This window comes from Bradyrhizobium sp. UFLA05-153 (assembly GCF_054185185.1).
In genome coordinates this window covers 32,414-51,840 of sequence record NZ_JBBIAM010000034.1, presented here as the reverse complement: position 1 = coordinate 51,840, position 19,427 = coordinate 32,414, and the positions used below count along the sequence as shown (strand labels likewise).

Genomic DNA, 19,427 nt, shown 5'->3' with positions numbered 1-19,427 from the left:
AACGCGTTTGCGCGGAGATCATGCGCAAACAACAACCTAAAGCGCGATGACGATTCATCCTGATCTCATCGCGCTTTAGCAGCGGGTTTCACTCCCTCTTCACCGCTCCCCGTAAAAACGGGGAGAGGCAGACGAGCTGGTTGCCACGGCGCGCAGCGCGCTTTATCAAACATGGACGCGCCGGCTTGAACGGGTTGGCTGCATCATTTCGGACGTTGCATGCGGTTTACCTCCCTGGTCATCGAGCTGATCCGTGCCCGGCCACGGCTGGTGGTGTGGATTGTGGTGCTGCTGCAGGCCGCGATGTGGCTGTTCGTGGCGCTGGTCTTCTACCGCGGCCCGCCCGGCAATCTCGCCACGCTCCTTGCCTTCGGCCGCGAATATCAAGTCGGCACCGAACTCGGGCCGCCGCTCGCCTCCTGGCTCGCCGACATCGCCTACCGCGCCGCCGGCAGCCACATGACCGGCGTCTATGTGCTGGCCGAGCTGTGCCAGATCGCGACCTTCATCGCGCTCTATCATCTGGCGCGCGCCGTGGTCGGCACCCAGCAGGCGGTGCTTGCCGTGCTCCTGACCATGACGGTGCTGGCCTTCTCATCGCCCGCGCTCGACTTCGGTCCGATGGTGCTGGCGCGCCCGCTCTGGGCGCTGCTCCTGCTGCACTCCTGGCAGTTGATCGGCCAGCGCCGCGGCAACGCATGGTTCGCCTGGTCGATAGCTGCGGGCCTGCTGCTGCTGACGACGCCGGCCGCCATCGGCCTGTTGCTGCTGCTCGCCATCTTCGCGGTTGCGACCGAAGGCGGCCGCAGGACGCTGCGCGTGCTCGATCCGATCTATGCGCTCATCGTCGTTGCCGTGCTGGTGCTGCCCTATGCGATCTGGCTGATGCGTGCCGAGACGCTGTCCATGCCGGCCTTGCCGCAGGTCCAGGATTTGAAGGCACATGCGATCAACACGGCCTGGCTGTTCGGCGGCCTCGTGCTCGGCGCGGTCGCGATCCCGGTGCTGACCTTCCTCAACACCAGCTGGTTCGCCGGTAAAACTGAGGACGCGCCCATCATCTACCGGCCGCCGGTCGAGCCGCTGGCGCGTCACTTCGTCTACTTCTTCGCGCTGGCGCCCGGGCTTGGCGCTGTGCTGATCTCCGGCGTGTTCGGGCTCGATAGCGTCGCTGGCGGGGCAGGCGTCGTGCTGCTGATGTCGGGCCTTGCCGTGATCGTCGCCGCCGGCGACCTCATCGCGATGCGCCGCGCCCGCGTGCTGCGCATGGTGTGGGCGGCCGCCGTCGCCGCGCCCGCCGCGGGCGTCGTGCTCGCGGTTCTCCTGATGCCCTGGACCGGGACCGGCGAGATGGCGACCTCGATGCCGGCGCGTGCGATCTCGGACTTTTTCGACGACAGCTTTGCCCGGCGTACCAACCAGCGTCTGCGCGCAGTCGCCGGCGAGACGCAGCTTGCGAGCTTGATCGCGTTGCATTCCGGACGGCCGCATCTCCTCATCGACGCCGAGCCGCAGCGCACGCCCTGGTTCACGCCGGCCAGGTTCAGCGAGACCGGCGGCGTCGTGGTCTGGCGTGCCTCCGATACCGCCGGAACCCCGCCGCCGGAGATTGCGAAACGCTTCCCTGGCATCGTGCCAGAAGTGCCGCGCGCCTTCGAGTGGCTGGTGAACGGCCGCCAGCCGCTCCTGCGTATCGGCTGGGCCATCGTGCGTCCGAAGGGGACGTGAGGTGCTCTCGTACTCTCTCCGTCGTCATTGCGAGGAGCGAAGCGACGAAGCAATCCAGAATCCCACCGCGGTGATAGTCTGGATTGCTTCGCTGCGCTCGCAATGACGGGGAGGGGGCATGGCGACCCTCACGACGTCGCCAGCACCTTCGCGATCGTGCGCAGATCCTGCCAAGCCAGGCGCTTGTAGGACGGCGAGCGCAGCAGATAGGCCGGATGGAACGTCGGCAATGCGCGGATGACGCGTCCGCCCGTGTCGTAGTCGAACCAGCGCCCGCGGGTGCGCATGATGCCTTCGCGCGTTGAGAGCAGCGTCTGCGTCGAGGGATTGCCGAGCGTCACCAGCACGTCGGGATTCACGAGCTCGATCTGGCGTTGGATGAAGGGCAGGCAGGTTTGCGTCTCCTGCGGCGTCGGCGTGCGGTTGCCGGGCGGCCGCCACGGAATGACGTTGGCGATATAGGCCTTGCTGCGGTCGAGCCCGATCGCGCCGATCATGCGGTCGAGCAGCTTTCCCGAGCGCCCGACAAAGGGAAGGCCTTCGATGTCCTCATCACGACCCGGCGCCTCGCCGACGAACATGATGCGCGCTTCCGGGTTGCCGTCGGCGAACACCAGCTGCGTCGCGGTGTTCTTCAGCGCGCAGCCGTCGAAATTCTGCATCAGCTCGCGCAGCGCTTCCAGCGTCGGCGCCGTCCGCGCCGCTTCGCGCGCTGACGCAATCGCAACGTCAGGCGCGGGCGCAGCCTCGCCGCGCATCACGGCGGGCGCTGCGACGGGCCGCGGCGCCTCGACCGGTTGAACCGCGCGCGCGGCCGGGGGCGGCGCCTCCGGTTCGGCGAGCCGATCGATCGGTTCCTCGGCAAGCGCGCAGTCGACGCCGGCCTCCAGATAGAAGGCCAGCAGCTCGCGGACGGTGGGGGCGGGTTCGTTGATCATGGCAACTTATGACATTTAGGTCAGTTTAGGGGCCCTTGCATCCCAGCGAAACGCATTTCCGAGGTTGTCCTGCCCGGAAAAATCGGAAACAAGGGGGCGCAAACGACCAAGGACCGTCTCAAGGGCTGAGATCAGATGAGCACCGAAGAACTTCCCCCGCGCGAATCCATGGAATTCGACGTCGTCATCGTCGGCGCCGGCCCCTCGGGCCTGTCGGCCGCGATCCGGCTGAAGCAGCTCAACGCCGATCTCAACATCGTCGTGGTGGAGAAGGGCTCGGAAGTCGGCGCGCATATTCTTTCGGGTGCGGTGATTGATCCGGCCGGCCTCGACAAGCTGATTCCCGACTGGCGGAATGATCCCGACTGCTCGCTGAAAACAGAGGTCAAGGACGACCGCTTCTACTGGATGACGGCGGGCGGCGCGATCAAGCTGCCGAACTTCGTGATGCCGCCGCTGATGAACAATCATCATTGCTACATCGGCTCGCTCGGCAATGTCTGCCGCTGGCTGGCGCGGAAAGCCGAAGCGCTCGGCGTCGAGATCTATCCCGGCTTTGCAGCCGCCGAAGTGCTCTATGACGAGAACGGTACGGTGAAGGGCATCGCCACCGGCGACATGGGCATCGGCAGGGACGGCAAGCCGAAGGACTCCTTTACCCGCGGCATGGAATTGCTCGGCAAGTACACGCTGTTCGCCGAGGGCGCGCGCGGCAGCCTGACCAAGCAACTCATCGCCAAGTTCGCGCTGGACGCGAAGAGCGAGCCGGCGAAATTCGGCATTGGCCTGAAGGAAGTCTGGCAGATCGATCCCGCCAAACATCAGAAGGGGATGATCCAGCATTCCTTCGGCTGGCCGCTCGACATGAAGACCGGCGGCGGCTCGTTCCTATATCATTACGACGACAATCTCGTCGCTGTCGGCTTCGTCGTGCATCTCAACTACGACGATCCGTATCTGTCGCCGTTCGACGAGTTCCAGCGCTTCAAGACCCATCCCTCGATCCGCGGCACCTTTGAAGGGGGCAAGCGGCTCGCCTATGGTGCGCGCGCCATCACCGAAGGCGGCTACCAGTCCGTGCCGAAGCTCAGCTTCCCCGGCGGCGCGCTGATCGGCTGTGCTGCGGGCTTCGTCAACGTGCCGCGCATCAAGGGCGTGCACAACGCGATGGGCTCGGGCATGCTCGCCGCCGAGCATGTCGCGGCCGCGCTCGCCGCGGGCCGCGCCAATGACGAACTGGTTGAATACGAGAACGCGTGGCGCTCGTCCTCGGTCGGCAAGGACTTGTTCCTGGTGCGCAACGTCAAGCCGCTATGGTCGAAGTTCGGCACCGTGCTCGGTGTCGCGCTCGGCGGCTTCGACATGTGGTGCAACACGCTGTTCGGTGTCTCGCTGTTCGGCACGCAGTCGCACGCCAAGCCCGACCGCGCCACGCTCGATCCGGCGAAGATCCACGCACCGAAGAACTATCCGAAGCCGGACGGCAAGATTTCCTTCGACAAGCTGTCGTCGGTCTTCCTGTCCAACACCAACCACGAAGAGGACCAACCGGTTCATCTGAAGGTTGCGGACATGAACCTTCAGAAGACCTCGGAGCACGACGTCTTTGCCGGTCCCTCGAACCGTTACTGCCCGGCCGGCGTCTATGAATGGGTGGAGGAGGGCGCGGCTCCGCGCTTCCAGATCAACGCCCAGAATTGCGTCCACTGCAAGACCTGCGACGTGAAGGATCCGAATGGCAACATCACCTGGGTTCCGCCGGAGGGCGGCGGCGGGCCGAACTACGAGGCCATGTAGGATTCGGGCAAACTGCCGCACGATTGCGTGAGGGGCACTGGCCGCGGATCACCGTCCGCGGCCACGATAAGGCCATAGTAAAAGCGTCTTGGGCAGGATCTTGGGGCGGACAGGGCCGGTAAGGGCGAGCGCCGAATCGGCTTCCGAAAACCCCGCCGAATCCTTGCGATTGGGCGCCAAAAGCGGCATTGTTCCCGGCCATGACGGTTCCGGGTCCCGATGCCACCGGTCGCGTTTGCAAGCGAGACGACCCCGACTTTCCAAACTTAAGGCGAGCCCTGATGTTTTCAAATCGTTTCAACCGCTGGACTGCTGCTGCCATCGCCCTTGCTGGCTCTGCGATCGTCGCGGTCCCCGGTGCGGTCCTGGCGCAGACGCCGGATCATCCGGCCGACACGGCGGTGCAGTTTCCGACCCGGAATGATTTGAAGTCGCTCACCGGCGCAGGCAGCTATCTCGCTGCGCGCCACGCCAGCGTCGAACGTGACGCCTCGTCCGCGGCCGCCTTCTACCGCTCGGCGCTGCGCACCGATCCCAAGAACAACGAGCTGCTCGACCGCGCCTTCATCTCCTCCGTCGCGGATGGCGACATCGACGAAGCCGTCAAGCTCGCCGAGCGCATCCTGACGATCGACAAGTCGAACCGGGTCGCGCGCCTCGTGGTCGGCGTGCACGACCTGAAGATGAAGAAATATGCGACCGCCCAGAGCAACATCAACCAGTCGATCCGCGGGCCGATCACCGATCTGGTCGCGACGCTGTTGTCCGGCTGGGCCGCCTATGGCGCGGGTGACTCGAAGGCCGCCGTCGCCAGCATCGACAAGCTGACCGGCCCGGAATGGTATCCGCTGTTCAAGGACCTCCATGCCGGCATGATCCTCGAGCTCGCGGGCAAGGAGAAGGACGCCGGAACCCGCTTCGAGCGCGCCTACAAGCTCGACGATTCCATGCTGCGCATCACGGAAGCCTATGCGCGCTGGCTGTCGCGCAACAAGGATGCGGCCGCCGCGACCACGGTCTACGAGGCCTTCGACAAGAAGCTCGCCCGTCATCCGCTGATCCAGGAGGGCCTGCGCGAGACCCGCGCCGGCAAGAAGATGCCGCCGCTGATCGATTCCGCGCAAGCAGGTGCGGCCGAAGCGCTCTACGGCATCGGCGCCACGCTGACCCGCCGCGGCGGCGAGGACCTCGCGCTGGTCTATCTCCAGCTCGCGCTCTATCTCCAGCCGAGCCATCCGCTCGCCCTGCTCTCGCTCGCCGACCTGTATGAATCGGTGAAGCGGCCGCAGATGGCGATCAAGGTCTATGAGCGCGTGCCGGCGAGCTCGCCGTTGAAGCGCAACGCGCAGATCCAGCTCGCGGTCGATCTCGACTCCGCGGACAAGACCGACGAGGCGATCAAGATCCTCAAATCCGTGGTCCTGGAAGATCCGAAGGATCTCGAAGCCATCATGGCGCTCGGCAATATCGAGCGCGGCCGCAAAAAGTTCGGTGATTGCGGTGCGACCTATTCGCAAGGCATCGAGGTGCTGCCGGCCGGCGCCGACAAGTCCAACAGCGTCTGGTACTACTATCGCGGCATCTGCGAGGAGCGCTCCAAGCAGTGGGGCAAGGCGGAAGCCGACATGAAGAAGGCGCTCGAGCTCCAGCCCGACCAGCCGCATGTCCTCAACTATCTCGGCTATTCTTGGATCGACCAGGGCGTCAATCTCGACGACGGCATGAAGATGATCAAGCGCGCCGTCGAGCAGCGGCCCGACGACGGCTATATCGTCGACTCGCTCGGCTGGGCCTATTACCGCATCGGCAACTACGAGGAGGCGGTGAAGAACCTCGAGCGTGCGATCGACCTGAAGCCCGAGGATCCCACCATCAACGACCATCTCGGCGACGCCTACTGGCGCATCGGCCGCGCTTTGGAAGCCAAATTCCAGTGGTCGCATGCGCGCGATCTGAAGCCCGAGCCGGATGATCTGCCGAAGATCGAAGCCAAGATCGCCAACGGTCTGACCGACGACAATTCGAATTCTTCGGCCGCGCAGGCAGAGAAGAAGAAGGACGACGGCAAGGGCGGTTGATCGGGGCGCGCATGATCCGGAAAAGTGTGTAGCGGTTTTCCGATAAGATCATGCGCAAGAATAGAGTTGGGGGTTGGTCGCCGATGCCGGCGTTGATTGAAGAGGGGCGCGCGAAGGTCAATTTGAGCCTTCGCGTCGTCGGCCGTCGCACCGACGGCTATCATGATCTCGAAAGCGTGGTCGCATTCGCCGATTGCGCCGATCGTCTTACACTCGAGCCGGGCGAAGAGCTGAAGCTCACCACCGCGGGTCCGTTGGCTGCAGCCTGCGGCGACACCGCCGACAATCTCGTGCTCAAGGCGGCAAGGCTTCTCACTGAGGCCGTGCCGAACCTGAAGCTCGGCGCCTTCGCGCTCGACAAGGTGCTTCCCGTCGCAGCCGGTATCGGCGGCGGCTCGGCGGATGCCGCGGCCGCCTTGCGGCTGCTCGCGCGCCTCAACAATCTGTCGCTCGATGATCCCCGCTTGCAGGAGGTCGCACTTGCGACCGGCGCAGATGTGCCGATGTGTCTGCTCTCGCGCGCCTGCGACATGACCGGCGTTGGCGAGCAGCTCCTGCCGCTGATGCTGCCGAGCATGCCCAGTGTGATGGTGAACCCGCGCGTGCCGGTGGCGACCAAGGACGTGTTCCAGGCGCTGGGCCTGCGCAACGGCGAGCTTTTGGTCGGTGCCACCGACGTCCTCGAAGCGCCGGCCTGGCCGGAGGAGGGCGCCTCGACCGCAGACTGGGTCGACGTGCTTGCGACCGTCGCCAACGATCTCGAGGCCCCCGCAATGCGCATCGAGCCGGTGATCGGTGACGTGCTGGATTCCTTGCGCGCCTGTGCCGGCGTCAAGCTCGCCCGCATGTCGGGTTCGGGCGCCACCTGCTTTGCGATCTTCGGCGGACCTGCCGAGGCGCATGCCGCAGCCGAGACGATCCGCCGCGACCACCCCACCTGGTGGGTGCATGCGGGGACGTTGAGTTAAACTCTGCCGCCGTAAGGTGGGCAAAGCGAAAGCGTGCCCACCACTTCCGTCCCCCGATCTGGATGCATGGTGGGCACGGCGCTGTCGCGCCTTTGCAAACCCTACTGAGGCTGAGCCAAGCCTCCGCCTTCATCCGCCACCCCGAGAAACCGCCGGATCGCGCCAAGCACCTCTTTCGGTCGGTCGTGATGCAGCCAGTGTCCGGCCCCGGAGATCATTTCGATGCGCGCTTGTCGGAAGTAGCGCTCCAGGCCCGCCGCCTTCGAGGCGGCGAGAAAACTCTCGTCCGCGTTCAAGAGCAGCGTGGGGCAGGTGATGCGCCCCCACAGTTCGACGTGATCATCCGGCCAGAGCCGCTGCGGCGCTGTGACGCGCTGGTAGGGATCGAACTTCCAGCGATAGCTGCCATCCTCGTTTTGCCGCACCCCGTGCGTTGCAAGGTGCAGCGCCAGCTCGCGCGACAGGCGTTTGTTGTAGGTTCTCATCTGCGCCGCAGCGTCCTCGATCGTGCGATAGGAGCGCGGTGCGCGGTCATGCAATTTGTCGAGCTGGCCGACCCATTTGGTGATGCGCTCGTGCGTCGGAGCCTTTTGCGCATCCGGCAGGACGGTCACGCCGTCGAGAATCACCAGCGCAGATACCTGCTCCGGAAACGATGCCGAATAGATCAGGCTCACCATCCCGCCCATCGAATGGCCGACGAGGATAACCTCTGGCGCGGCGATGGCACGGACGAGATGGGTCAGATCGTAGACGTATTCCGTCAGCGCGTAGCTGCCGCCTTTGGTCCAGTCGGAATCGCCGTGGCCGCGAAGGTCTGGCGCGAGCACGTGAAAATGCGGCTGCAACGCGCGCGCGATGACGTCCCAGCTCCGGCAATGATCACGGCCGCCATGGACCAGGATGACGACTGGCGCTCCCTCATTGCCCCAGTCGGCACAATGCAGCCGCAGGCCGTGAGACTCGTAGAAGCGACTTTTTGGAGCGAGCATCATGCCACGGCCCTGCGGCTCGCTAGCTTTGCACCGGCCGCCGCGCCAGCGCGAGGGAGAGGCCGAGACCTGCGATGAAAACGCCGGAGCCTTGCGTCAAGCGCTGCACGAGTCGCGGCCGGCCGATCAGTTGCGCGCGGGTGAGGGAGGCCATCAGCACGACGACGACATCGGCGAGCGTGTTCAGCGTCACCGAGATCGCGCCGAGCAGGATGAATTGCAGCGTGGGGCTGGCGGCGGACGGTTCGAGAAACTGCGGGATGAAGGCCAGGAAGAACGCCGCTGTCTTCGGGTTCAGTGCCTCGACCAGCACGCCGTCGCGGAAGGCGCGCTTGTCGCCGACGGGCTCCGCCTCCAGCGTCTGGAGCCGGCCGGCACTGCAAAAGGTCCGGATGCCGAGCCAGACCAGATACAGCGCGCCCGCGAACTTCACGGCGGCAAAGAGCTCGGCGCTCGCAAGGATGATGGCGGAGATGCCGAGGCTGCCCGCGACCACATGAACCATGCCGCCCAGAGCCGTGCCGGCCGTCGAGGCAAATCCGCTTGTCCGCCCTTCCGACAAGGTCCGCGCCGCGACATAGAAGATGCCCGGGCCGGGAACGAGCGCAATGACGATGGCGGCGGCGAGGAACAGCCAGAAATTCGTGTCGCTCATCCTGTTTTCGTAGCGAAGCTTGCGGCGATTGCAAGCCCTCTCGTCTAATCGAACCGGCGGAAGATCACGCTGGCATTCACCCCGCCGAAGCCGAAACCGTTGGAGATGGCGTGCTGCATTGGCATCGGTCGAGCGGTGCCGGAGACGATGTCGATACCGTCCGCGCCCGTATCGGGATTTTCGAGATTGAGCGTCGGCGGCGCGATCTGGTCGCGCAAGGCGAGGACGGTGAAGATCGCCTCCAGGCCACCGGCGGCTCCGAGCAGGTGGCCGGTGGCCGATTTGGTCGCGCTCACAGCGATGGTTCGATTGCGGCCGAACAGCCCGGCGATCGCGCCAAGCTCGCTCTCGTCGCCGGCGGGCGTCGATGTTGCATGTGCGTTCAGATGCTGCACGTCAGCGGGCGCGAGCCGCGCCTGCCGGAGCGCGATCTCCATGGCACGCCTCGCGCCGTCGCCGTCCGGCGGACCCGATGTCATGTGATAGGCGTCCGCGGTGGTACCGTATCCGACGACTTCTGCCATCGGCGAGGCGCCTCGCGCCAGCGCATGCTCCAGCGCTTCGATCACCACAATGCCTGCGCCTTCGCCCATGACAAAACCGTCGCGGTCGCGATCGAACGGGCGCGAGGCGCGTGCGGGCTCGTCGTTGAACCCACTCGACAGCGCGCGCGCCGCTGCGAAGCCGCCGAGGCTGACGATATCGATGCAGGCCTCCGCGCCGCCGCAGATCGCGATGTCGGCTTCACCCGCGCGGATCATGCGCGCGGCATCGCCGATTGCCTGAACGCCTGCGGCGCATGCAGTGACCGGCGCGCCCAGCGCTCCCCTGTAACCGTATTTGATCGAGACTTGGCCCGCCGCGAGATTGGCGAGGAACGAAGGGATCGTGAATGGCGAGAGGCGGCGCGCGCCGCGTTGCTCGGTGATGCGCACCGCCTCCGCCATCGCCGGGAATCCGCCGACGCCGGAAGCGATGATCGTTGCGGTCCGCTCCAGCGCCGCCGTGTCCTGCGGCGTCCATTTGGCCTGCGCGATCGCCTCGGCGGCGGCGAGCAGCGCGAACCGGATGAAGCGGTCCATCTTGCGCTGGTCCTTTGGCGCGGCGGCCTGCGCTGGGTCGAAGCCGCCCTCCGCGTCGTCGGTCTTGTCGGGCACGAGACCGGCGATGCGTGCGGGGAGCGCCTGCGCCCATTCAGGCAGCGCGCGCAGTCCGCTTTGGCCGGCGAGGAGCCGCCGCCAGGCAAGTTCGACGCCGCAGCCGAGCGGTGACACCGCCCCCAGTCCCGTCACGACGATGCGACGCATGTCAGTCTCCCCCCGGCGCAACGGCCGGGTTCATGGCCTTGAGCGAAACGAGCCGCTTGCGCATACCGCGGCTGGCGCGGGGCCCTGCGATGACGGTGGCATTGGCGAGCGTGATCGGACGCTTGTCGGCGGCATCGACCACGACCGGATCGAGTGGGCGGCGATCGTCTCGGCTTGCCAGCACGACGGATTCGCCTTCCGGCGCGAGATGCTTGTTGCCCCAGGCCAGCAGCGCCACGACCACGGGAAAGAAATCCCGGGCTTTGTCCGTCAGCACATACTCGTAGCGCGGCGGCCGCTCATGATAGCGACGGCGCACGAACATCCCGCTCTCGGTGAGATGGGCAAGGCGCCGCGACAGGATGTTCGGCGCGATCCCGAGGCCTCGCGAAAACTCGTCGAACTTTGTTGCGCCCTGAAACGCGTCCCGCAGGATCAAAATGCTCCACCACTCGCCGACCGTCTCCACGGCGCGGCCGACCGGGCATTCCAGGATGGAGGGGGATTTGGGCTGCATGGCCGGGAAGGTAGGTGAGTAACTTGCAAAATGCAAGTAACTGACTGGCCTGCAGCAGGTGCGGGTAAGAAGTGACCTGGAACGCGAAGCCGCGTCCGTGATTTCGAATGTGGATTGGAGACTGACGCCTACGAACCTTGCTCCGTCATTGCGAGCGCAGCGAAGCAGTCCAGTCAGTCTCTGTGGAGGGATTCTGGAGTGCTTCGCTACGCTCGCAATGACGATGTCGATACAGCAAGCTCCTACATATCGTCGTCATCCTGAGGTCCGGGCTCGGCGGCGCAACTGCGCCGCTGAGCGAGCCTCGAAGGGTGAGGGCCCGGCTGCAGCTCGGCCGTCCATCCTTCGAGGCTCTCCATGGGACGCGTTGCGTCCCATGCATCGCGCCTCAGGATGACGGGGCTAACGGTGGTGCTGAATCAATAAGAGCGTCAGGCCGTCGCGCCTAATGCGACCGCGCCAGGCAGAACGCCACGACCTGCTCCAGCGCGCTCTTCATCGGCGAGGGCGGGAACAGCGCCAGCGCATCCACGGCCATGGCGCCGTAGTGCTGGGCGCGGCTCAGCGTGTCCTCGAGCGCGCGGTGCTTGTTCATCAGCCCGATGGCGTGATCGAGATCGGTGTCGCCGATCTCGCCGCGCTCCAGCGCCTGGATCCAGAAGGCGCGCTCGGTGTCGTTGCCGCGGCGGAAGGCGAGCACCACGGGCAGCGTGATCTTGCCTTCGCGGAAATCGTCGCCGGTGTTCTTGCCGAGCTTGGCGCTCTTGCCGCCATAGTCGAGCACGTCATCGACGAGCTGGAAGGCGATGCCGAGATTCATGCCGACCGAGCGGCAGGCGGTCTGCTCGGCCTTCGGACGGTTGGCGAGTACCGGCCCAACCTCGCAGGCGGCCGCGAACAATTCTGCGGTCTTGGCGCGGATCACGGCGAGATATTCGTCCTCGGTGGTCGCGGTGTTCTTGGCGGCCGCGAGTTGCATCACCTCGCCTTCGGCGATGGTTGCGGCCGCTGCCGAGAGGATGTCGAGCGCGCGCAGCGAGCCGACCTCGACCATCATGCGGAAAGCTTGTCCCAGCAGGAAGTCGCCGACCAGCACGCTCGCCTCGTTGCCCCAGAGCATGCGCGCCGACAATTTGCCGCGCCGCATCTCGCTCTCGTCGACGACGTCGTCGTGCAGCAGGGTTGCTGTATGCATGAACTCGACGGAGGCGGCGAGCTTGATATGGCCGTCCCCGGTGTAACCGGCGAGGTTGGCCATGGCGAGGGTGAGCATCGGCCGCAGGCGCTTGCCGCCGGAGGAGATGAGGTGGTTGGCCACCTCCGGGATCATGGTCACCTCGGAGCCGGTCCGCGACAGTATGGTCGCATTGACGCGCTCCATGTCAGGGGCGACAAGGGCAACCAGCTCTTCGATCGACGCGCCGGGAGTTTCGAAAGGTACGATTACGGCCACGCCGGTCTCCAATATTTGCCCGGGAAGGGCTATTCTGACGACAAGACAATAGAAACTGCGGGCGGACGCGGCAAGTGCCGCGGAACCATTGACATTTCCGCCCAACCCGCGTCAGGCAGGAGGCTCGTTTTGCGCGAACTGGTTCGGACCAACGACATGGTGCTGGTGTCGGCGATCGGCGCGCTGCTCGACGGCGCCAACATCCACCATCTGGTGCTGGACCAGAACATGAGCATCATCGAGGGCTCGCTCGGCATCCTGCCGCGGCGAATCCTGGTCCATGAGGATGACGCCAGCGAGGCGCGACAGCTCCTGACCGAGGCCGGCCTCAGCCACGAATTGCGCGGCGATGACTGAGCTTGCCCCGAACGTCGATGACGTCACCGAGGACGCGTTTCTCGGCGGGCAACTGCACTTGAGGCAGAAGCGGTCCGGCCACCGGTCCGGCCACGATGCGATCCTGCTGGCCGCGGCGACCGCTGCCAAGGCAGGCGATCGCGTCGTCGATTTTGGCGCTGGCGTCGGCGCGGCGGGGCTAGCGCTGGCGCATCGCGTCCCCGGGATCAGCCTGACACTGGTCGAGATCGATCCGGAGCTTGGCAGCCTCGCGCGCGCCAATGCGGCCGCGAATGCGATTGACGCCGAGGCGATCGTCCTCGACGTCACGGCCGGTGCAGCGAGCTTCGCGGCAAGCGGCCTTCTGCCGGACAGCGTCGACGTCGTCCTGATGAATCCGCCCTTCAACGATGCCGGGCGCCATCGCGGCTCTCCGGACCAGGCGCGTCACGTCGCACATGTCGCGACAGCGGAGACGCTGCATGCCTGGGTGCATGCAGCGCGGCGTATTCTCAAATCCGGTGGCGCGCTGACCTTGATCTGGCGCGCAGATGGGATAGCAGACGTACTGACAGCGCTGTCACGCGGCTTCGGGAGCCTCTCGGTGTTGCCGGTTCACGGTGACGCGGAAAAGCCCGCGATCCGCGTGCTGGTCCGCGCCATCAAAGGCGGCAGGGCGCCGACGCGCATGCTGGCGAGCCTGATGCTCAACGAGGAGTCACGCGTGCCTAAAAAAGAGTTACGGGACGTGCTTGCGGGGAGGGCGGTACTGCCGCTGGCGACAGCTTGAAGATCTACTGGGGAAGCGAACTCGACTGCTGTTCCTGCGCTGTGGTGAAGCGAATCGCCGCGAACAGCGCACCCATCAGCATGATCAACAGATAGATCTTCATTGTGCCCTCCGCTTCGCCATTGCAGCCTCCCAATGGAGACTTTGCAAAACACGTTCCAGGCACTTCCAATGACAGTCGCGTGATAAAAAGTGGTTAAGACGAGGTAACGGCATGGCCGAACAATTGAGTCATCGTAGTGAGTCGTCCGGCCTGGCCGACAGGTTCATGGAATATCTGCCTGCGCGCTTTCGCCCCGGCGCCGCGATCGTGCCGGTGGTGCGACTGTCGGGCGTGATCGGCGCGGTGACGCCGCTGCGCCCGGGCATGACGCTCGCGGGCGTCGCGCGGGTGCTGGAGCGGGCCTTCTCGGTTCGCAATGCCAAGGCAGTGGCGCTGGTGATCAACTCGCCCGGCGGCTCGCCGGTGCAGTCGCGCCAGATCTATCTGCGCATCAAGCAGCTTGCGGCCGAGAAGAAGCTTAAGGTCTTGGTGTTCGTCGAGGACGTCGCCGCTTCCGGCGGCTACATGATCGCCTGCGCGGGCGATGAGATCTTCTGCGATCCGTCCTCGATCCTCGGCTCCATCGGCGTGGTCGGCGGCAGCTTCGGATTCCAGGAGGCGATCAAGCGGCTCGGCATCGAGCGGCGTCTCTATACCGCCGGCGAGCACAAGGCGATGCTCGATCCATTCCTGCCCGAAAACCCCGACGACGTGGCGCGGCTGAAGAAGCTCCAGCGCGAGATCCACGCGATCTTCATTACGCTGGTGAAGGAGAGCCGGGGGGCGCGGCTGAAGGGCGACGAGGACACGCTGTTCACCGGCGAATATTGGGCGGGCGACACCGCAATCTCGCTGGGGCTTGCCGATGGGATCGGCGATCTCCGCTCAACTCTTCGTGCCCGCTATGGCGAGAAGGTTCTCACCCCCGTGATCGCGCAGCCGACCGGGCTGCTGTCGGGCCTGTTTGGCCGCAAATCGCCCGGCGCTGGCCAGCTTTCGGCCCTGGAAGGAATGGTTGGGCTGCCGGATGAGCTGATTTCGGCGCTGGAAACACGGGCGATTTGGGCGAAATTCGGGTTCTAGCAGCCGCCGGCCCGCGCCATTTGGTCCGAACCAAGCCAATTGCGGCGCGGGCCCGTCTGCGCGAGAATACGCGTGGGGGCTGAGCATTGAACAAGGATCGACCGATGCCGCCGTTCGTTGCATTCGCGGGCGTCCTGGGCGGGCTAGCCGTGGTCCGCTGGGCCTACAAGACCGCTGTCCGGATCAACCAGGAGCTGGAGGAGATGCGCCTGTCGCGCGTCGCCGAAGCCGCCCGCATGGGGGAAATCCAGACGCTGAAGCGCGACCCCGTCACCGGGGCGTACCGCCCGGGTTAGCTACTCGATTTTCACGCTGTCATTCCGGGGCGCCCGAAGGGCGAACCCGGAATCTTGAGCTTCCGGGTTCGATGCTCCGGGCCGCGCTTGCACGGTCCCGTCGCATCGCCCCGGAATGACAGCCATTTTGGGCCCCCTTTGCCTTGATTCCCACCGCCGCCGTCGATACGGTCCCGCGCGATTCAAAACCCCCCGCGAAAGCCTGACCTGACGATGGACGCCTCATTGCCCGCCCATATGCGCCCGGACCGCTCGTTCCAGGGCCTGATCCTGGCGCTGCAACGCTATTGGGCGGATTACGGCTGCGTGATCCTCCAGCCCTACGACATGGAGGTCGGCGCCGGCACCTTCCACCCTGCGACCACCCTGCGCGCGCTCGGCCCGAAGCCGTGGAATGCTGCCTATGTGCAGCCTTCGCGCCGGCCGAAGGACGGCCGCTACGGCGAGAACCCCAACCGGCTCCAGCACTATTACCAGTTCCAGGTGATCCTCAAGCCGTCGCCGCCGGGCCTCCAGGAGCTGTACCTGAAGTCGCTCGCCGCGATCGGCATCGACTCCGCCGTGCACGACATCCGCTTCGTCGAGGACGACTGGGAGAGCCCGACGCTGGGCGCGTGGGGCTTGGGCTGGGAATGCTGGTGCGACGGCATGGAAGTGTCGCAGTTCACCTACTTCCAGCAGGTCGCCGGCGTGGAATGTGCGCCGGTCGCGGGCGAACTGACCTATGGGCTCGAGCGGCTTGCCTGTTATCTGCAGGGCGTCGACCGCATCATGGACCTCAACTTCAACGGCCGCGAAGGCGACCAGAAGGTCACTTACCGCGACGTCTTCTTCCAGGCCGAGCAGGAATATTCGCGGCACAATTTCGAACATGCCGACACCGCGATGCTGTTCGAGCAGTTCAAGATGGCGGAAGAAGCCTGCAAGAAATACCTCGCGGCCGGCTGGCGCGATGCCAGCTCCCGCAGGGAGCACCTGATGGCGCTGCCGGCCTATGACCAGTGCATCAAGGCGAGCCACGTGTTCAATCTGCTCGACGCGCGCGGCGTCATCTCGGTGACCGAGCGCCAGAGCTACATTTTCCGGGTGCGCGAGCTGGCCAAGGCCTGTGGCGAAGCCTGGGTCCACACCGAAGCGGGCGGAGTCGCCTGATGCCCGATCTGTTGCTGGAGCTGTTCTCCGAGGAAATTCCCGCGCGCATGCAGGCCAAGGCGGCCGACGATCTGCGTCGCATGGTCACCGACAAGCTCGTTGCCGAAGGCCTCGTCTATGAAGGCGCGAAAGCGTTTGCGACGCCGCGCCGTATTGCGCTCACCGTGCACGGCATCCCCGTGCGCCAGCCTGACCTGAAAGAAGAGCGCCGCGGCCCGCGCGTCGGCGGACCCGAGCCTGCGATCCAGGGATTTTTGAAAGCCACGGGTCTGTCGTCGCTCAGCGAAGCAAAGATCCAGAGTGACAAGAAGGGCGACTTCTACATCGCGCTGATCGAGAAACCCGGCCGCGCGGCGATCGACGTGATCGCCGAGATTCTCCCCGTGATCATCCGCACCTTCCCCTGGCCGAAGTCGATGCGCTGGGGCGCGCGCTCGGCCAAGCCGGGTTCGCTCAACTGGGTGCGTCCGCTGCACGCGATCACCGCGACCTTCGGGCTCGAGACCGAAGAGCCTGATGTGGTGAATTTCTCCGTCGACGGCATCGAGACCGGCCAGACCACCTACGGCCATCGTTTCCTCGCGCCGGCCGCGATCAACGTCCGCCGCTTCGAGGACTACGAGGCAAAGCTGCTCGACGCAAAGGTCGTGCTCGATCCGGAGCGTCGCAAGGATTCGATCCTGACCGACGCCAAGCAGCTCGCATTTGCGCAGGGCTTTGAGCTCGTCGAGGACCAGAACCTGCTCGACGAGGTCGCGGGTCTCGTCGAATGGCCGGTCGTGCTGATGGGCTCATTCGACCAGGAATTTTTGTCGATTCCGGCGGAAGTGATCCGCGCTACTATCCGCAACAACCAGAAGTGCTTCGTGGTGAGCGATCCCAAAACGGGCAAGCTCGCGAACAAGTTCATCCTGGTTGCGAATATCGAGGCGACCGACGGCGGCAAGGCGATCGTAGCCGGCAATGAGCGCGTGATCCGCGCGCGGCTGTCGGACGCGAAGTTCTTCTACGAGACCGACCTGAAGACGAAGCTCGAGGACCGGCTGCCGAAATTCGAGCAGATCGTGTTCCACGAGAAGCTCGGCACGCAGGCAGAGCGGATCAAGCGCATCGAGCGCCTGGCGGCCGAGATCGCGCCGCTGGTCGGCGCCGATGTCGCGAAGGCGAAGCGTGCCGCGCATCTGGCTAAGGCGGATTTGCTGACCGAAGTGGTCGGTGAATTCCCGGAAGTGCAGGGCCTGATGGGCAAGTACTACGCGCTGGCCCAGGGCGAGGATGCTTCCGTCGCCGCAGCTTGCGAGGAGCACTACAAGCCGCAAGGGCCTGCGGATCGCGTGCCGACCGATCCGGTCAGCGTTGCGGTGGCGCTTGCCGACAAGATCGACACGCTCGTCGGATTCTGGGCGATCGATGAGAAGCCGACGGGCAGTAAGGATCCGTATGCACTGCGTCGTGCGGCGCTAGGTGTAATCAGAATTCTCCTAGAGAACGAGATTCGTTTCGATTGGTCCGAACGCCTCCTCTCGTGGATCGGCGAACTAGTGAGAGATATCTATCAAAGTCTCTATTCGAGCGGCGGCACCATTCCAGGCGCTGCCATCGGCCAATTAGTGTCCGAGTGGACGAAGGGCTCCGAGCTTTCCCGAGGTGAGACGTTCTTTTCGGAGTGGACCCGCAAGCTGGCTGTTGAAAACCCAGCTTTCTTTCCAGCCTTGGTTGAGCGAGCGCAAAGTTTGCTATCCTTCTTCGCCGATCGCCTCAAGGTCCAGCTCCGTGAGCAGGGCGCGCGTCACGATCTCGTCGACGCCGTGTTCGCGCTCGGTGGCCAGGACGATCTGCTGATGATCGTGCGCCGCGTCGAGGCGCTTGGAAAGTTCCTCGACAGCGATGACGGCAAGAACCTGCTCGCCGGAACAAAACGCGCCAGCAACATCCTCGCTATCGAGGAGAAGAAGGACAAGCGCACGTTCGACGGCGCGCCTGATGCGGCGCTCTACAGCCTTGCTGAAGAGAAAGCGCTGGCGAAGGCGATCGGCGAGGTGAAGGCGGAAGCAAGCGCCGCCGTCGCGAAGGAGGACTTCGCCGGCGCGATGAGCGCAATGGCAAAACTGCGTCCGCCGGTCGATGCCTTCTTCGACAAGGTCCGCGTCAACGACGAGGATGCAAAGGTGCGTGAGAACCGGTTGAAGCTGCTGAATGAAATCCGCAGCGCCACGCGCGCGGTGGCGGACTTCTCGAAGATCCAGGATTGACACTCTCGTGCCCCGGATGCTGCGCAGCGCGCCGCCAGCTGCGGCGTGGTGCGCTGCTGATCCGGGGCCCACGCCGCGTGCACTCGGCTTCTCGTGTCCCGGGTCTGCGCTTCGCTTGCCCGGGACACGAGAACGCACGCATAAAAAGCCCCGCCCGGCGGGGGGGAGGACCGGGCAGGGCCTGATGTCCGAAAACTCTATTCGCGCCAAGTCTTCCAGTGAGGCGCGCCGGACATCTAGTCGAGTACCTCGACGATGCGTCGTGAGCGCGGTTCGACCAGCACGGTCTCGCCGTTCACGACGGTGTAGCGATAGGTCGTCGCGCCGAAGCGCTGCGGCACGTCGTAATAGGTGATGCCGGTCTCCGGCAGCACGGTGCCGACCACGATGCGGTCCGGCACGCTGAAGGCCGGTACGCGCTGCTCGACGACATAGTCGCGAAACGCTGGACGCTGTTCGACGGCGATGCCGGGGCTGCGTTCGACCACGGCGGGCGCGCGGCCGATCGTGACGTCGGCTTGCGCCTGCGCCGCGACCGGCGTGCCGAGCGCGACGCCAAGCGCTGCAAGTGCAAGAATCCTGTTCCGCATGGGCAACTCCTCACGAAGATGATTCGGCGCCACGCCAGTGGCGCGACCCCGGTTGCCAATGCATGCAACTGCCCAACGTTCCCAAAGATTGAATGCCGCATCCGCGGCAATTTCAGGCAGTTTTCGCGAAGGGCGGAACTCAACTATGGGCTCATGCGTCTCTACTCGCGGAACCGGGCCCGGTATGATCCGGCCGCGATTCGCATTACCCGGAAGCCTCGAGAAAGATATTTCATGCACCTCACCATCGCCCACATCTCGCCGATCATGTCCCTGATCGCGGGCGTGCTCATCCTGATCATGCCGCGGCTCCTGAACCTGATCGTCGCGATCTTTCTGATCCTGAATGGCGCGATCGGGCTTGGCCTTTTGAGGTGGCTGCATCTGTAAAGTCCTAATCCCCCATCAGTCCGACTTGCGCGAGCCCGCCCAAAATGGTGTAAGGCCCGCGA

Annotated in this window: 18 protein-coding genes; 11 read left to right on the top strand and 7 right to left on the bottom strand. The window is 65.1% G+C overall.

Annotation, left to right across the window (positions count from 1 at the left end):
* The first annotated feature begins 219 nt into the window (after positions 1-219).
* Complete coding sequence (locus Q2941_RS21290) at positions 220-1,728, top strand: glycosyltransferase family 39 protein (RefSeq protein WP_458193636.1); 1,509 nt, start codon at positions 220-222, stop codon at positions 1,726-1,728.
* Positions 1,729-1,856: 128 nt separating this feature from the next.
* On the opposite strand, the gene Q2941_RS21285 is transcribed toward Q2941_RS21290, so the two are convergent.
* On the bottom strand, positions 1,857-2,666 hold the full coding sequence (locus Q2941_RS21285; RefSeq protein ID WP_027524283.1) for a uracil-DNA glycosylase: 810 nt from the start codon (positions 2,664-2,666) through the stop codon (positions 1,857-1,859).
* Positions 2,667-2,801: 135 nt separating this feature from the next.
* On the opposite strand from Q2941_RS21285, the gene Q2941_RS21280 reads away from it, so the two are divergent.
* The 3 genes from Q2941_RS21280 to Q2941_RS21270 all read left to right on the top strand — a co-directional run bounded on the left by Q2941_RS21280 (position 2,802) and on the right by Q2941_RS21270 (position 7,509).
* A complete protein-coding gene (locus Q2941_RS21280; protein WP_254107869.1) occupies positions 2,802-4,463 on the top strand; it encodes an electron transfer flavoprotein-ubiquinone oxidoreductase in 1,662 nt (553 codons plus the stop codon).
* A gap of 281 nt (positions 4,464-4,744) precedes the next feature.
* Entirely contained in the window at positions 4,745-6,541 is a 1,797-nt protein-coding gene (locus tag Q2941_RS21275; RefSeq protein WP_027524285.1) for a tetratricopeptide repeat protein, read from the top strand.
* 83 nt (positions 6,542-6,624) lie between these two features.
* The gene (locus tag Q2941_RS21270) at positions 6,625-7,509 is read left to right on the top strand and encodes a 4-(cytidine 5'-diphospho)-2-C-methyl-D-erythritol kinase (protein ID WP_458193652.1); all 885 of its coding nucleotides are present in this window, start codon (positions 6,625-6,627) and stop codon (positions 7,507-7,509) included.
* A gap of 101 nt (positions 7,510-7,610) precedes the next feature.
* Here Q2941_RS21270 and Q2941_RS21265 read toward each other — a convergent pair whose 3' ends face one another.
* The 5 genes from Q2941_RS21265 to Q2941_RS21245 form a co-directional block, all read right to left on the bottom strand.
* Positions 7,611-8,501 carry an alpha/beta fold hydrolase gene (locus tag Q2941_RS21265; protein WP_035663014.1) on the bottom strand — a complete coding sequence of 297 codons (891 nt, stop codon included), beginning with the start codon at positions 8,499-8,501 and terminating at the stop codon, positions 7,611-7,613.
* Between the two features lie 22 nt (positions 8,502-8,523).
* Positions 8,524-9,156 carry a LysE family translocator gene (locus tag Q2941_RS21260; RefSeq protein ID WP_027524288.1) on the bottom strand — a complete coding sequence of 211 codons (633 nt, stop codon included), beginning with the start codon at positions 9,154-9,156 and terminating at the stop codon, positions 8,524-8,526.
* 44 nt (positions 9,157-9,200) lie between these two features.
* Positions 9,201-10,463: a beta-ketoacyl-ACP synthase II gene (fabF, locus tag Q2941_RS21255; RefSeq protein WP_458193635.1), complete on the bottom strand. Its 1,263-nt coding sequence runs from the start codon at positions 10,461-10,463 to the stop codon at positions 9,201-9,203.
* Between the two features lies 1 nt (position 10,464).
* Positions 10,465-10,980: a winged helix-turn-helix transcriptional regulator gene (locus tag Q2941_RS21250; protein ID WP_458193634.1), complete on the bottom strand. Its 516-nt coding sequence runs from the start codon at positions 10,978-10,980 to the stop codon at positions 10,465-10,467.
* 445 nt (positions 10,981-11,425) lie between these two features.
* Positions 11,426-12,433: a polyprenyl synthetase family protein gene (locus tag Q2941_RS21245; protein WP_458193633.1), complete on the bottom strand. Its 1,008-nt coding sequence runs from the start codon at positions 12,431-12,433 to the stop codon at positions 11,426-11,428.
* A 129-nt stretch (positions 12,434-12,562) separates the two neighbouring features.
* On the opposite strand from Q2941_RS21245, the gene Q2941_RS21240 reads away from it, so the two are divergent.
* From Q2941_RS21240 to glyS, 6 genes are all read left to right on the top strand, one after another.
* Positions 12,563-12,790 carry a putative signal transducing protein gene (locus Q2941_RS21240; protein WP_027524291.1) on the top strand — a complete coding sequence of 76 codons (228 nt, stop codon included), beginning with the start codon at positions 12,563-12,565 and terminating at the stop codon, positions 12,788-12,790.
* On the top strand, positions 12,783-13,559 hold the full coding sequence (locus Q2941_RS21235; RefSeq protein WP_458193632.1) for a tRNA1(Val) (adenine(37)-N6)-methyltransferase: 777 nt from the start codon (positions 12,783-12,785) through the stop codon (positions 13,557-13,559). Before Q2941_RS21240 ends, Q2941_RS21235 begins: the two co-directional genes overlap by 8 nt.
* Positions 13,560-13,773: 214 nt before the next feature.
* The gene (locus Q2941_RS21230; protein WP_027524293.1) at positions 13,774-14,685 is read left to right on the top strand and encodes a S49 family peptidase; all 912 of its coding nucleotides are present in this window, start codon (positions 13,774-13,776) and stop codon (positions 14,683-14,685) included.
* Positions 14,686-14,789: 104 nt separating this feature from the next.
* Complete coding sequence (locus tag Q2941_RS21225) at positions 14,790-14,981, top strand: hypothetical protein (protein ID WP_027524294.1); 192 nt, start codon at positions 14,790-14,792, stop codon at positions 14,979-14,981.
* A 213-nt stretch (positions 14,982-15,194) separates the two neighbouring features.
* Entirely contained in the window at positions 15,195-16,133 is a 939-nt protein-coding gene (locus tag Q2941_RS21220) for a glycine--tRNA ligase subunit alpha (RefSeq protein WP_458193631.1), read from the top strand.
* Positions 16,133-18,385 carry a glycine--tRNA ligase subunit beta gene (gene glyS / locus Q2941_RS21215; protein ID WP_458193630.1) on the top strand — a complete coding sequence of 751 codons (2,253 nt, stop codon included), beginning with the start codon at positions 16,133-16,135 and terminating at the stop codon, positions 18,383-18,385. Before Q2941_RS21220 ends, glyS begins: the two co-directional genes overlap by 1 nt.
* A gap of 236 nt (positions 18,386-18,621) precedes the next feature.
* On the opposite strand, the gene Q2941_RS21210 is transcribed toward glyS, so the two are convergent.
* Positions 18,622-18,975, bottom strand: coding sequence for a DUF1236 domain-containing protein (locus Q2941_RS21210; RefSeq protein ID WP_254107858.1), 354 nt, complete (start codon positions 18,973-18,975; stop codon positions 18,622-18,624).
* Positions 18,976-19,209: 234 nt separating this feature from the next.
* Here Q2941_RS21210 and Q2941_RS21205 point away from each other — a divergent pair, with 234 nt between their 5' ends.
* Positions 19,210-19,365: a DUF3096 domain-containing protein gene (locus Q2941_RS21205; protein WP_084801505.1), complete on the top strand. Its 156-nt coding sequence runs from the start codon at positions 19,210-19,212 to the stop codon at positions 19,363-19,365.
* The last annotated feature ends 62 nt before the right edge of the window (positions 19,366-19,427 follow it).

What these genes read in the sequence shown, in the direction of transcription:
- Q2941_RS21290 (WP_458193636.1), top strand. Translation starts at nt 220, where the DNA reads ATGCGGTTTACCTCCCTGGTCATCGAGCTGATCCGTGCCCGGCCACGG.
- Q2941_RS21285 (WP_027524283.1), bottom strand. Translation starts at nt 2,666, where the DNA reads ATGATCAACGAACCCGCCCCCACCGTCCGCGAGCTGCTGGCCTTCTAT.
- Q2941_RS21280 (WP_254107869.1), top strand. Translation starts at nt 2,802, where the DNA reads ATGAGCACCGAAGAACTTCCCCCGCGCGAATCCATGGAATTCGACGTC.
- Q2941_RS21275 (WP_027524285.1), top strand. Translation starts at nt 4,745, where the DNA reads ATGTTTTCAAATCGTTTCAACCGCTGGACTGCTGCTGCCATCGCCCTT.
- Q2941_RS21270 (WP_458193652.1), top strand. Translation starts at nt 6,625, where the DNA reads ATGCCGGCGTTGATTGAAGAGGGGCGCGCGAAGGTCAATTTGAGCCTT.
- Q2941_RS21265 (WP_035663014.1), bottom strand. Translation starts at nt 8,501, where the DNA reads ATGCTCGCTCCAAAAAGTCGCTTCTACGAGTCTCACGGCCTGCGGCTG.
- Q2941_RS21260 (WP_027524288.1), bottom strand. Translation starts at nt 9,156, where the DNA reads ATGAGCGACACGAATTTCTGGCTGTTCCTCGCCGCCGCCATCGTCATT.
- fabF (WP_458193635.1), bottom strand. Translation starts at nt 10,463, where the DNA reads ATGCGTCGCATCGTCGTGACGGGACTGGGGGCGGTGTCACCGCTCGGC.
- Q2941_RS21250 (WP_458193634.1), bottom strand. Translation starts at nt 10,980, where the DNA reads ATGCAGCCCAAATCCCCCTCCATCCTGGAATGCCCGGTCGGCCGCGCC.
- Q2941_RS21235 (WP_458193632.1), top strand. Translation starts at nt 12,783, where the DNA reads ATGACTGAGCTTGCCCCGAACGTCGATGACGTCACCGAGGACGCGTTT.
- Q2941_RS21230 (WP_027524293.1), top strand. Translation starts at nt 13,774, where the DNA reads ATGGCCGAACAATTGAGTCATCGTAGTGAGTCGTCCGGCCTGGCCGAC.
- Q2941_RS21225 (WP_027524294.1), top strand. Translation starts at nt 14,790, where the DNA reads ATGCCGCCGTTCGTTGCATTCGCGGGCGTCCTGGGCGGGCTAGCCGTG.
- Q2941_RS21220 (WP_458193631.1), top strand. Translation starts at nt 15,195, where the DNA reads ATGGACGCCTCATTGCCCGCCCATATGCGCCCGGACCGCTCGTTCCAG.
- glyS (WP_458193630.1), top strand. Translation starts at nt 16,133, where the DNA reads ATGCCCGATCTGTTGCTGGAGCTGTTCTCCGAGGAAATTCCCGCGCGC.
- Q2941_RS21210 (WP_254107858.1), bottom strand. Translation starts at nt 18,975, where the DNA reads ATGCGGAACAGGATTCTTGCACTTGCAGCGCTTGGCGTCGCGCTCGGC.
- Q2941_RS21205 (WP_084801505.1), top strand. Translation starts at nt 19,210, where the DNA reads ATGCACCTCACCATCGCCCACATCTCGCCGATCATGTCCCTGATCGCG.